The sequence below is a fragment of the Streptomyces sp. AM6-12 genome, from assembly GCF_044327085.1.
Lineage (GTDB): Bacteria > Actinomycetota > Actinomycetes > Streptomycetales > Streptomycetaceae > Streptomyces.
Genome location: NZ_JBIQWN010000001.1, coordinates 5705001 through 5717235, shown reverse-complemented (window position 1 = coordinate 5717235; position 12235 = coordinate 5705001). Strand labels below are relative to the sequence as shown.

General features: G+C 68.7%; 8 protein-coding genes and 2 rRNA genes (1 of these 10 running past the window's edge). 2 read left to right on the top strand and 8 right to left on the bottom strand.

Annotation, left to right across the window (positions count from 1 at the left end; all coding sequences use genetic code 11):
• Nucleotides 1-6: 6 nt before the first annotated feature.
• Nucleotides 7-330, bottom strand: coding sequence for a hypothetical protein (locus ACE4Q9_RS26025; protein ID WP_397986653.1), 324 nt, complete (start codon nucleotides 328-330; stop codon nucleotides 7-9).
• Nucleotides 331-372: 42 nt separating this feature from the next.
• Between ACE4Q9_RS26025 and ACE4Q9_RS26020 the strand changes: the two genes are divergently transcribed.
• Entirely contained in the window at nucleotides 373-720 is a 348-nt protein-coding gene (locus ACE4Q9_RS26020; protein ID WP_397986652.1) for a sterol-binding protein, read from the top strand.
• Here ACE4Q9_RS26020 and ACE4Q9_RS26015 read toward each other — a convergent pair.
• From ACE4Q9_RS26015 to ACE4Q9_RS26000, 4 genes are all read right to left on the bottom strand, one after another.
• Nucleotides 704-1570 carry an ABC transporter ATP-binding protein gene (locus ACE4Q9_RS26015; RefSeq protein WP_397986651.1) on the bottom strand — a complete coding sequence of 289 codons (867 nt, stop codon included), beginning with the start codon at nucleotides 1568-1570 and terminating at the stop codon, nucleotides 704-706. The two genes, ACE4Q9_RS26020 and ACE4Q9_RS26015, sit on opposite strands and share 17 nt — an antisense overlap.
• Nucleotides 1567-2613, bottom strand: coding sequence for a FecCD family ABC transporter permease (locus tag ACE4Q9_RS26010; RefSeq protein WP_397986650.1), 1047 nt, complete (start codon nucleotides 2611-2613; stop codon nucleotides 1567-1569). Before ACE4Q9_RS26010 ends, ACE4Q9_RS26015 begins: the two co-directional genes overlap by 4 nt.
• On the bottom strand, nucleotides 2610-3653 hold the full coding sequence (locus tag ACE4Q9_RS26005) for a FecCD family ABC transporter permease (RefSeq protein WP_397986649.1): 1044 nt from the start codon (nucleotides 3651-3653) through the stop codon (nucleotides 2610-2612). Before ACE4Q9_RS26005 ends, ACE4Q9_RS26010 begins: the two co-directional genes overlap by 4 nt.
• Before the next feature lie 665 nt (nucleotides 3654-4318).
• Nucleotides 4319-5347, bottom strand: coding sequence for an HAD-IIA family hydrolase (locus tag ACE4Q9_RS26000; protein WP_397986648.1), 1029 nt, complete (start codon nucleotides 5345-5347; stop codon nucleotides 4319-4321).
• A 68-nt stretch (nucleotides 5348-5415) separates the two neighbouring features.
• Between ACE4Q9_RS26000 and ACE4Q9_RS25995 the strand changes: the two genes are divergently transcribed.
• Nucleotides 5416-6699 (top strand): DUF1015 domain-containing protein, encoded by a 1284-nt coding sequence (locus ACE4Q9_RS25995; RefSeq protein ID WP_397986647.1) that lies wholly within the window; start codon nucleotides 5416-5418, stop codon nucleotides 6697-6699.
• Between the two features lie 76 nt (nucleotides 6700-6775).
• Here ACE4Q9_RS25995 and ACE4Q9_RS25990 read toward each other — a convergent pair whose 3' ends face one another.
• From ACE4Q9_RS25990 to ACE4Q9_RS25980, 3 genes are all read right to left on the bottom strand, one after another.
• Nucleotides 6776-7576, bottom strand: a complete 801-nt coding sequence (locus ACE4Q9_RS25990; RefSeq protein ID WP_397987330.1) for a hypothetical protein — start codon at nucleotides 7574-7576, stop codon at nucleotides 6776-6778.
• A gap of 1349 nt (nucleotides 7577-8925) precedes the next feature.
• Nucleotides 8926-9042 (bottom strand): 5S ribosomal RNA (gene rrf / locus ACE4Q9_RS25985).
• 104 nt (nucleotides 9043-9146) lie between these two features.
• Nucleotides 9147-12235: ribosomal RNA gene (locus ACE4Q9_RS25980) — 23S ribosomal RNA — on the bottom strand; it runs 30 nt beyond the window's last position.

Sequence of the window (12235 nt, the reverse complement as noted above, 5' to 3'; positions counted from 1 at the left end):
TTCGGTTCAGCTCCTGCTTTCGTACGGCCTCGGGGGCGCCGGAGGTCCCGGACGGGCGTCGAGCGCGGTCAGCGCCTCGCGCAGCCCCCGGTGTACATCCTCGTACACCTCGACATGACCGTCGGTGGCGAGGTGGTCGGCATCGGCCAGCCGCTCCAGCCGGGCGTCCACCGCGGCGTCGCCGGTGGGGGTGCGCGGGAGGTCCAGGGGGGCGGGGGCCGCGGGGGCGTCCGCCGGTTCGGGTGCCGCGTGGGACTCGGCCGGGGGCTCGGGCCGCTCGGCGGTACCGGGGATTCCCGCGATCTCGGCCTCGGACACGGACTCGCTCATGCCCAGACGCTACATCGAACCGCTGGGGTACCGTCGGTGGCGATGGCCACGATCGACGAGTGCCGCACCGCACTGCGCAAGCTTTCGGACAACATGAGGGGCGCCGAGGGCGACGCCCGGGATGCCGCCGCGCTCGAACGCACGGTGAGTTGCCACATCACCGACCTGGACGTCACCTTCGCCGGCCGGATGACCGGGGGCCGCCTGGAGGTGGACGAGACCCTGCCCGGACCCCCGCGCGAGCGGGCGCAGATCCGGCTGGCGATGGCCGGTGACGACCTGCTGGCCCTGGTGGACGGCGGGCTGCACTTCGCGACCGCCTGGGGCAAGGGCCGGGTGCGGCTGGAGGCGAGCCTGCTGGATCTGTTCCGGCTCAGGAAGCTGCTGTGACCCGCTGAGCGCGGGCCTTGCGGGCGGCGGGCACCACCAGCGGGGTCCCCGTCTCCGGGTCCTCGATGACCTGGCACTTCAGCCCGAACACCCGCTCCACCAGGTCGGCCGTGACGATGTCGTTCGGCGCGCCCTCGGCGATCACCTCGCCGCCGCGCAGGGCGATCAGGTGGGTGGCGTAGCGGGCCGCGTGGTTGAGGTCGTGCAGGACGGCGACCAGGGTCCGGCCCTGGGTCTCGTGCAGTTCGGCGCACAGGTCGAGGACGTCGATCTGGTGCTGGATGTCGAGGTAGGTGGTGGGCTCGTCCAGGAGCAGCAGCGGGGTCTGCTGGGCGAGCGCCATGGCGATCCACACCCGCTGCCGCTGCCCGCCGGAGAGCTCGTCCACGTACCGCTCGGCCAGCCCGTGCACCCCGGTCTGCCGCATCGACTCCTGGACGACCCGCTCGTCCTCGGCGGACCACTGGCGCAGCAGGCCCTGGTGCGGATAGCGGCCCCGGCCGACCAGGTCGGCGACGGTGATGCCGTCCGGCGCGACGGCCGACTGCGGGAGCAGGCCGAGGGTGCGGGCGACCTGCTTGGCGGGCAGCGACTGGATGGCCTGCCCGTCCAGGAGGACCTTGCCCTGGCTGGGCTTCAGCATCCGGGACAGCGCCCGCAGCAGCGTCGACTTGCCGCACGCGTTCGGCCCGACGATCACCGTGAAGGACTGGTCGGGGATCTCCACCGACAGCTGCTCGGCGATGACCCGCTGGTCGTAGGCGAGGGTGACGTGCTCGGCGGACAGGCGGTTCACAGTGCTCCTTGGAAGGTTGGTGCCGGCGGCGCTCGTCTTCGGTCCGGCGCTCATATCCGGCCCGCCCGGCGCTCGGTGACCAGCAGCCACAGCAGATAGCCGCCGCCGAGGACGCCGGTGACCACGCCGACCGGCAGCCGCCCCGCGCCGAAGAGACGCTGCGAGGCCCAGTCGGCGGTGACGAGGAGGGCGGCGCCCATGCACAGGGAGGCCACCAGGTTGGGGCCCGGCGAGCGGGTGAGCCGGCGGGCGAGCTGGGGGGCGGTGAGGGCGACGAAGCTGACCGGGCCGGCGGCGGCGGTGGCGGCCGCGGTGAGCAGCACGGCGCTGACCATCAGCACCAGCCGCACCCGCTGCACCGGCACGCCGAGGGCGCCCGCGGTGTCGTCGCCCATCTCCAGCATCCGCAGGCCCCGGCCATGGGCGAGGACCAGCGGCAGCAGGACGGCGCACAGCCCGAGCAGCGGCCAGACCTGGTCCCAGTCGCGGCCGTCGAGCGAGCCGGTCATCCATACGACCGCGCGGGCCGCGTCCACCAGATCGGCCTTGGTGAGCAGATAGCCGTTGACGGCGGTGACGACGGCGCTGACGCCGATGCCGACCAGGACGAGCCGGTACCCGTGCACCCCCTGCTTCCAGGCGAGCAGATAGATGGCGAGCCCGGTCACCAGTCCGCCGATCAGCGCGCCGAGGGTGACCTCGGCGGCGCTGCCGGACAACAGCACGATCACCACCAGTGCGCCCGCCGTCGCCCCCTGGGACAGTCCCAGCACGTCCGGGCTGCCCAGCGGGTTGCGGGAGACGGACTGGAACAGCGCGCCGCCGAGCCCGAGCGAGGCGCCGACCAGCAGCCCGACGAGGACGCGGGGCAGGCGCAGTTCGCGGACGATGAAGTCCTGGTAGGCGTTGCCGTTCCCGGCGAGCGTCCTGAGCACGTCGGCGGCGGGGATCTTCGCGTCGCCGGTGCCGATCAGCGCGACACCGGCGGCCAGCGCGGCGAGGAGCAGCAGGACGACGACGATCAGCGCCCGCGGGTCCAGGCGCACCGACAGCCCGCCGGGAACGCGTACGGCACGGCTCCTGGGGTGTGTCCTCACAGCTGGGCCGTCCTCCGTCGTCGTACCAGAAAGATGAACACCGGGCCGCCGATGACCGCGGTGACGATGCCGACCTGGAGCTCCGCGGGACGGGCCACGACACGGCCGATCACGTCGGCGCCCAGCAGCAGCACGGGCGACAGGACGGCGGCGTACGGCAGGATCCAGCGCAGGTCGGGGCCGGTGAAGGAGCGCACCGCGTGCGGGACCATCAGACCGACGAAGACGATGGGCCCGCAGGCGGCGGTCGCGGCACCGCACAGCACGGTGGCGGCGAGCATGGCCAGGGCGCGGGTGCGGTTGAGGTGGGCGCCGAGGGCGCGGGCGGTGTCGTCGCCCATCGTCACGGCGTTCAGCGGCCGGGCCAGCGCGAGCGCGAGCAGGCTGCCCGCCGCCAGGAAAGGCAGCACCTGCACGATGGTCGACTCGCTCGCCGAGGCCAGCGAGCCCACGGTCCAGAACCGCATCCGGCCGAGCGCCGCGTCGTCCATGATCATCACGGCCTGGAGATAGCCGTACAGGGCGGCGCTGATCGCCGTTCCGGCGAGGGCGAGGCGGACCGGGGTGGCGCCTCTGCTGCCGCCGAGGAACCAGACCAGTGCGCCCACCGCGGCGGCGCCGAGGAAGGCGAACCACACATAGCCGGTCAGGCTGGTGACGCCGAGGAAGGAGATGGCGGTGACCACGGCCGCCGAGGCGCCGGCGTTGATGCCGAGCAGTCCGGGGTCGGCCAGCGGATTGCGGGTGAGCGCCTGGAGCACCGCGCCGGACAGGCCGAGCGCGGCGCCGGCCAGCAGCCCGAGCACGGTGCGCGCGAGCCGCTCGTCCACGACGACGTCGCCGTACGTCCCCGAGTCGTGGAACAGGCCGTGCCAGACCTGCGCCAGGGAGAGCCCCTTCGCCCCGATCGCGAGGCTCGCCACGGCGACCAGCAACAGGAGCACGACCGAGAGCAGCAGCCCAAGGGGCCGTATCGCCCGGCGAGTTGGGGGCGCGGGGGCGGTCGCCGCGCGGGGTTCCGGAGGACTGTCGACCAACACGAGGTTAGGTTAGCCTATCCTCCCATCGGGTCGAGCTCCCCTGGGCGCTGAGTCGAGTTCACTCGGGTACCGAATCGCGTTCCCCTGGGCATCGATTCGATGCTGCGTGGGCATCGAGTGGCGTACGGTGCCCCGTTCGATGTCCCAGAGGGCACGCGATACCGCGAGGACCCGCCCGCCGCCGACCCGGCATCGCGGAGAGCCGCGCCCGCGCCGATGTGAGGGCGGTGGCTGGGAGGGCGGCGGCTGGGTGGGCGCGCTGGTGTCGCGAAGACCGCCGCCGAGGCGAGGACGGCCGGGGCGTTGCGACGACCACCGTCGACTGCCGTTGAGGCGAGAGCCGACGCCGAGGTGACAGCCGCCGAGGCTGCGAAGGCTGCCGCCGACGTGACAACCGCCGAGGGAGACGGCGACCGCCGGTGCCACGACAGCCACCATCGACTGCCGCCGACGCGAAAGCCGACGCCGACCTGAAAGCCGCCGAGGGCGACGGTGACCGCCGGTGCCGCGACAGCCACCGCCGACTGCCGCCGACGCGAAAGCCGACGCCAACGTGACGGCCGCCGAGGCGGCGAGGGCCGCCGCCGGCGGCGCGAAGGGCGCCGCCCCCGTGTTGCCGATTCCGCCGCCGGCGCTTCCCGGCCCGCCGTCGATATGAAGGCCGGTCACAGGCCGAGGCGTGCCAGGGCTTTCCCCCCGTCCAGTTCGCAAGAGTCCTCTCCGGCCGTCGTCCACGCCGCCGCGCACAGCGCCCGCAGGCCGTCCAGGGCCTCGCCGTCGCCGCTCAGCTCCAGCCGGTCGGACCCGGCCGTCGCCGTCCACCCGCCGCACCGGAACCCCTCACCCTCTCGGGTGATTTCCGGCTGCCCGGTGAGCAGTCCGCGCAGATCCGCGTCCACATACGTCGGCCGGTGCCGAGGCGTCGCCGCCAGCAGCTGGGCCCCGTCGGTGACGCCGGTCAGCACCAGCAGCGAGTCCACCCCGCCGTTGAACGCGCCCTCGATGTCGGTGTCCAGCCGGTCCCCCACCACCAGTGGCCGCTCCGCGCCGGTCCGGATGATCGTCTCCCGGTGCATGGGCGGCAGCGGCTTGCCCGCCACCTGCGGCTCCTTGCCCGTCGCGATCCGGACGACCTCCACCGCCGCCCCGTTGCCCGGCGCGATCCCGCGCCCGCTCGGAATCGTCAGATCGGTGTTCGACGCGAACCACGGCACCCCGCGCGCCACCGCGTACGACGCCTCCGCGAACCGGCCCCAGGTCAGCTCGGGCCCGCCGTACCCCTGCACGACCGCCGCCGGATCGTCGTCCGCCGACTCCACCGGCACCAGGCCCCGCTCGCGCAGCGCCGCCCGCAGTCCCTCCCCGCCGATCACCAGCACCCGCGCCCCGGCGGGCACCTGCTCCGCGATCAGCCGCGCCACCGCCTGCGCCGAAGTGACGACGTCCCCGGCCGCCGCCGGTATCCCCAGCTCGGTCAGGTGCTCGGCGACCGCTTCCGGCGTGCGCAGCGCGTTGTTCGTGACATACGCCAGGTGCATCCCGCCCGCCCTGGCCCGCTCCAGCGAGTCGACGGCGTGCGCGATCGCGTGTCCGCCCGCGTACACCACCCCGTCGAGGTCGAGCAGCGCCGTGTCGTACGCCTCGCTCAGGGGCCGCTCACTGCCGTCGGGCACGGTCCTGACACCGTCGCTCATATCCGCATCGCTCCTCGTTCGCTCGCTTACCCCGATCATCCCGCATGCCACTGACATACGATGCCGGGATGGACAATGCAGGTCACTCGGAAGCAATGGCGCGCCGGGGCCTGGAACTCACCCCGTTCCGCGGCCTTCGATACGACCCCGACCGGGTCGGCAGCCTCGCCTCCGTCACCTCGCCGCCGTACGACGTCGTGGTACGGCCCGACGGGGTGCACCATCTCCAGTCGGCGGACCCCCACAACATCGTCCGGCTGATCCTCCCCGAGGCCCACACGCCCAGCGAACGCACCGGGCAGGCCGCCGACACCCTGCGCCGCTGGCTGGCCGAAGGCATTCTCACCGCGGACCCAGAACCCGCCCTGTACGTGTACGAGCAGAGCGACGGCGACGGCATGCTCCAGCGCGGCGTCATCGGGACGCTGCGGGTCTCCGAGCCGGCCGAGGGCGTGGTGCTGCCGCACGAGGGCGTCATGCCGCCGGTGGTCGCCGAACGCGCCGCCCTGATGCGCGCCACCCGCGCCAACCTGGAACCGCTGCTGCTGACCTACCGCGGCGACGGCACGGCCGCGGAGGTCGTGGAGCGCACCGCGGAGAAACCGCCGCTGCTGACCACGACCACCGAGGACGGCTTCCGGCACCGCCTGTGGGCGATCACGGACGCCACCGACGTCCAGCGCATCCAGTCCGACCTGTCCCACCAGCAGGCGCTGATCGCCGACGGCCACCACCGCTGGGCCACCTATCTGCGGCTGCGCGACGAGCAGCCGGCCCCCGGCCCCTGGGACTACGGCCTGGTCCTGCTGGTCGACACGGCCCGCTACCCGTTGCGCGTGCGCGCCATCCACCGGCTGCTACACGGCCTGCCGGTCGCGGACGCGCTCGCCGCCGTGGACGGCCTGTTCCGGGTACGGCGCCTCGGTGTCCCGCTGGCCGAGGCGCAGGCGGCGCTGGCGGACGCGTCCTGCGCGGGCAACGCCTTCCTGCTGGCCGGTGACGGCGCGTTCCACCTACTCGACCGCCCGGACCCTGCCTTGCTGGCCCGCACCATCCCGGCGGAGCGCCCGGCCGCCTGGCGCTCCCTGGACGCCACGGTCCTGCACGCCACCTTGCTGGAACACGTCTGGCGCATCCCCGAGGACTCCCCGGCGCACATCGCCTACATCCACGACACGGCCGCGACCGTGGCGAAGGCCGAACACGACGGCGGTACGGCCGTGCTGATGCACCCGGTGCGCGAGGAGGTCGTGCGCGATCTGGCCCGGCAGGGCGTGACCATGCCGCGCAAGTCGACGTCGTTCGGGCCCAAGCCGGCGTCGGGGCTGGTGCTGCGGGCGCTGGAGATCTGATCCGGCGCGGCTCCAAGCATGCGAAAGGGGGCAGGTTCCGCCGGGAACCTGCCCCCTTCTCCAGCACTGACGGGCGTCAGTCCTTGTCGCTCTCGTCGTCGCGGTCGTCGTCGCGGTCGCTGTCGCTGTCCGCCTTGGCGTCGGCGGTCTCGACGGCCTCGGTCTCGGCTTCTGCCTCGACGGCGTCGTCCTCGTTCTCGTCCAGAGCGTCCACGAACTCCACGCCGTCCATCTCGGCGAGCCGGTCGGAGGCGTCGGTGCTGCCGTCCCGGTCAGCCTCGACGGCCTTCGCGAACCACTCCCGCGCCTCGCCCTCGCGGCCGGCCGCGAGCAGTGCGTCGGCGTAGGCGTAGCGCAGACGCGCGGTCCACGGCTGGATGGAGTTGGAGGCCAGCTCGGAGCTCTGGAGGGTCACGATGGCCGCGTCCAGCTGGTCCATGTCACGCCGGGCACCGGCCGCGACGAGCCGCATCTCGACCTGACCGGCCTTGTCGAGCTTGTGCACCTCGGGGGCGCCGGCCATGTCCAGCGCCTTCTCCGGCCGCCCGAGCCCACGCTCGCAGTCGGCCATCACCGGCCACAGCTCCACACTGCCGGTCATCCGGCGGGCGGCGCGGAACTCGGCGAGGGCCTCGCTGTACTTCTGGTTCGCGTACGCCGCGAAACCGGCGGCCTCGCGTACGGCGGCCACGCGCGACGCCAGGCGCAGGGCCACCTTGGAGTAGCCGTAGGCACCCTCGGGGTCCTCGTCGATGAGCCGCGCGACCATCACCAGGTTGCGGGCGACATCCTCCGCGAGCGTCTTGGGCAGGCTCTGGAGCTCCTGCCGGACGTCCTTGTCGATCTCGTCGCCGGTGACGTCCTCCGGGATCGGCAGCCGCTTGATCGGCTCCCGGTCGTGGTGACGGTCCCGGTCGCGGTCCCGCTCGTCACGGAAGCGGCCACCGCCACGGCGGTCGTCGCTCCGGCGGTCGTCGCCCCGGCCGTCCCGCCCACGGAAGCCACCGGGACGCCCACCACGGTCGTCACGACGGGGACCACGGTCGCGGTCGTCGCGCTGGAAACCCGGCCGCGAGGAACGGTCGCCCTCGCGGCGGTCGTCACGGCGGTCGTCACGCCGGCCGTAGCCACCGCCACGGTTGTCGTCACGGCGGCCGTACGAGGGGCGGTCATCACGCCGGCCGTAGCCGCCACCACGGTTGTCGTCACGGCGGTCGTCACGGCGGTCGTACGAGGGACGGTCATCGCGGCGGAAACCGCCGCGGTCGCCGCCCCGGTCGTCATCGCGACGGTAGGACGGACGGTCGTCGTCGCGACGGAACGAGGGACGCTCATCACGGCGGTCGTCACGACGGAAGCCACCCGGACGCCCACCACGGTCGTCACGACGGGGACCACGGTCACGGTCGTCACGCTGGAAACCCGGCCGCGAGGACCGCTCGTCGTCACGACGCCCGTACGAGGGACGGTCGTCACGGCGGCCGTAGCCGCCACCGCGGTTGTCACCGCCACGGTTGTCATCGCGACGGTCGTCACGACGGAACCCACCTCGGTCGCCACGGTTGTCGTCACGACGCCCGTACGAGGGGCGGTCGTCACGCCGGCCGTAGCCGCCACCACGGTTGTCGTCACGGCGGTCGTCACGGCGGTCGTACGAGGGACGGTCATCGCGGCGGAAACCGCCGCGGTCGCCGCCCCGGTCGTCATCGCGACGGTAGGACGGACGGTCGTCGTCGCGACGGAACGAGGGACGCTCATCGCGGCGGTCGTCACGACGGAAGCCACCCGGACGCCCACCACGGTCGTCACGACGGGGACCACGGTCACGGTCGTCACGCTGGAAACCCGGCCGCGAGGACCGCTCGTCGTCACAACGCCCGTACGAGGGACGGTCGTCACGGCGGCCGTAGCCGCCACCGCGGTTGTCACCGCCACGGTTGTCATCGCGACGGTCGTCACGACGGAACCCACCTCGGTCGCCACGGTTGTCGTCACGACGCCCGTACGAGGGGCGGTCGTCACGGCGGTCATCGCGGCGGAAACCGCCGCGGTAGCCGCCGCGGTCGCCCCGGTCCCCACTGTCCCGTCGCCGCTGGTCGCGCTCCGGTCGGTCGTCGGGAGAGTTGGTGGACATGGTGACTCCTGTCTTCGGTACCGCAAACATTGTAAAAACAAAAGGACCCTTGGTCCCAGCTGAACGCTGGGACCAAGGGTCCTCCAAAGATTGTTCGGCGGCGTCCTACTCTCCCACAGGGTCCCCCCTGCAGTACCATCGGCGCTGTAAGGCTTAGCTTCCGGGTTCGATATGTAACCGGGCGTTTCCCCTACGCTATGACCACCGAAACCCTAATGGTTTCGAGCGAACAAGCACACTTTGTAGTTATGCGTTCAGCTCTTACCGGCAACTGTTCGTTGCCTCAGAACTAACACAGTGGACGCGAGCAACTGAGGACAAGCCCTCGGCCTATTAGTACCGGTCACCTCCACCAGTCACCTGGCTTCCAGATCCGGCCTATCAACCCAGTCGTCTACTGGGAGCCTTACCCCATCAAGTGGGTGGGAGTCCTCATCTCGAAGCAGGCTTCCCGCTTAGATGCTTTCAGCGGTTATCCCTCCCGAACGTAGCCAACCAGCCATGCCCTTGGCAGAACAACTGGCACACCAGAGGTTCGTCCGTCCCGGTCCTCTCGTACTAGGGACAGCCCTTCTCAAGACTCCTACGCGCACAGCGGATAGGGACCGAACTGTCTCACGACGTTCTAAACCCAGCTCGCGTACCGCTTTAATGGGCGAACAGCCCAACCCTTGGGACCGACTCCAGCCCCAGGATGCGACGAGCCGACATCGAGGTGCCAAACCATCCCGTCGATATGGACTCTTGGGGAAGATCAGCCTGTTATCCCCGGGGTACCTTTTATCCGTTGAGCGACGGCGCTTCCACAAGCCACCGCCGGATCACTAGTCCCGACTTTCGTCCCTGCTCGACCCGTCGGTCTCACAGTCAAGCTCCCTTGTGCACTTACACTCAACACCTGATTACCAACCAGGCTGAGGGAACCTTTGGGCGCCTCCGTTACCCTTTAGGAGGCAACCGCCCCAGTTAAACTACCCATCAGACACTGTCCCTGATCCGGATCACGGACCCAGGTTAGACATCCAGCACGACCAGACTGGTATTTCAACGACGACTCCACCCACACTGGCGTATGAGCTTCACAGTCTCCCAGCTATCCTACACAAGCCGAACCGAACACCAATATCAAACTGTAGTAAAGGTCCCGGGGTCTTTCCGTCCTGCTGCGCGAAACGAGCATCTTTACTCGTAGTGCAATTTCACCGGGCCTATGGTTGAGACAGTCGAGAAGTCGTTACGCCATTCGTGCAGGTCGGAACTTACCCGACAAGGAATTTCGCTACCTTAGGATGGTTATAGTTACCACCGCCGTTTACTGGCGCTTAAGTTCTCAGCTTCGCCTGGACGAATCCAAGCTAACCGGTCCCCTTAACGTTCCAGCACCGGGCAGGCGTCAGTCCGTATACATCGCCTTACGGCTTCGCACGGACCTGTGTTTTTAGTAAACAGTCGCTTCTCGCTGGTCTCTGCGGCCACCCCCAGCTCAGACCGTAAAGATCGTCACCAGGTGTGGCCCCCCTTCTCCCGAAGTTACGGGGGCATTTTGCCGAGTTCCTTAACCATAGTTCACCCGAACGCCTCGGTATTCTCTACCTGACCACCTGAGTCGGTTTAGGGTACGGGCCGCCATGAAACTCGCTAGAGGCTTTTCTCGACAGCATAGGATCATCCACTTCACCACAATCGGCTCGGCATCAGGTCTCAGCCGTTATGCAAGGCGGATTTACCTACCTTGCGGCCTACACCCTTACCCCGGGACAACCACCGCCCGGGATGGACTACCTTCCTGCGTCACCCCATCACTCACCTACTAACCGCTTGGTCCGGCGGCTCCACCACTCCCCTTTGCCCGAAGGCTCCGGGGCGGCTTCACGGCCTTAGCATCACGATGCTCGATGTTTGACGCTTCACAGCGGGTACCGGAATATCAACCGGTTATCCATCGACTACGCCTGTCGGCCTCGCCTTAGGTCCCGACTTACCCTGGGCAGATCAGCTTGACCCAGGAACCCTTAGTCAATCGGCGCACACGTTTCTCACGTGTGAATCGCTACTCATGCCTGCATTCTCACTCGTCAACCGTCCACAACTACCTTCCGGTGCTGCTTCACCCGGCAGACGACGCTCCCCTACCCATCCACACACCCGTTGGGGCTATTGTGTGAATGACACGACTTCGGCGGTACGCTTGAGCCCCGCTACATTGTCGGCGCGGAATCACTAGACCAGTGAGCTATTACGCACTCTTTCAAGGGTGGCTGCTTCTAAGCCAACCTCCTGGTTGTCTGTGCGACTCCACATCCTTTCCCACTTAGCGTACGCTTAGGGGCCTTAGTCGATGCTCTGGGCTGTTTCCCTCTCGACCATGGAGCTTATCCCCCACAGTCTCACTGCCGCGCTCTCACTTACCGGCATTCGGAGTTTGGCTAAGGTCAGTAACCCGGTAGGGCCCATCGCCTATCCAGTGCTCTACCTCCGGCAAGAAACACACGACGCTGCACCTAAATGCATTTCGGGGAGAACCAGCTATCACGGAGTTTGATTGGCCTTTCACCCCTAACCACAGGTCATCCCCCAGGTTTTCAACCCTGGTGGGTTCGGTCCTCCACGAAGTCTTACCTCCGCTTCAACCTGCCCATGGCTAGATCACTCCGCTTCGGGTCTTGAGCGTGCTACTCAACCGCCCTATTCGGACTCGCTTTCGCTACGGCTTCCCCACACGGGTTAACCTCGCAACACACCGCAAACTCGCAGGCTCATTCTTCAAAAGGCACGCAGTCACGAGAAGCACCGAAGTGCTTCCGACGCTCCCACGGCTTGTAGGCACACGGTTTCAGGTACTATTTCACTCCCCTCCCGGGGTACTTTTCACCATTCCCTCACGGTACTATCCGCTATCGGTCACCAGGGAATATTTAGGCTTAGCGGGTGGTCCCGCCAGATTCACACGGGATTTCTCGGGCCCCGTGCTACTTGGGTGTCTCTCAAGCAAGCCGCTGACATTTCAACTACGGGGGTCTTACCCTCTACGCCGGACCTTTCGCATGTCCTTCGTCTACATCAACGGTTTATAACTCGCCCCACGGCCGGCAGACCGTAGAAGAGAGATCCCACAACCCCGCACACGCAACCCCTGCCGGGTCTCACACGCATACGGTTTGGCCTCATCCGGTTTCGCTCGCCACTACTCCCGGAATCACGGTTGTTTTCTCTTCCTGAGGGTACTGAGATGTTTCACTTCCCCTCGTTCCCTCCACTTGCCCTATGTGTTCAGGCAAGGGTGACAGCCCATGACGACTGCCGGGTTTCCCCATTCGGAAACCCCCGGATCAAAGCCTGGTTGACGACTCCCCGGGGACTATCGCGGCCTCCCACGTCCTTCATCGGTTCCTGGTGCCAAGG

Coding starts and splice junctions, on each gene's coding strand:
- ACE4Q9_RS26025 (WP_397986653.1), bottom strand. CDS start 330: ATGAGCGAGTCCGTGTCCGAGGCCGAGATCGCGGGAATCCCCGGTACC.
- ACE4Q9_RS26020 (WP_397986652.1), top strand. CDS start 373: ATGGCCACGATCGACGAGTGCCGCACCGCACTGCGCAAGCTTTCGGAC.
- ACE4Q9_RS26015 (WP_397986651.1), bottom strand. CDS start 1,570: ATGAGCGCCGGACCGAAGACGAGCGCCGCCGGCACCAACCTTCCAAGG.
- ACE4Q9_RS26000 (WP_397986648.1), bottom strand. CDS start 5,347: ATGAGCGACGGTGTCAGGACCGTGCCCGACGGCAGTGAGCGGCCCCTG.
- ACE4Q9_RS25995 (WP_397986647.1), top strand. CDS start 5,416: ATGGACAATGCAGGTCACTCGGAAGCAATGGCGCGCCGGGGCCTGGAA.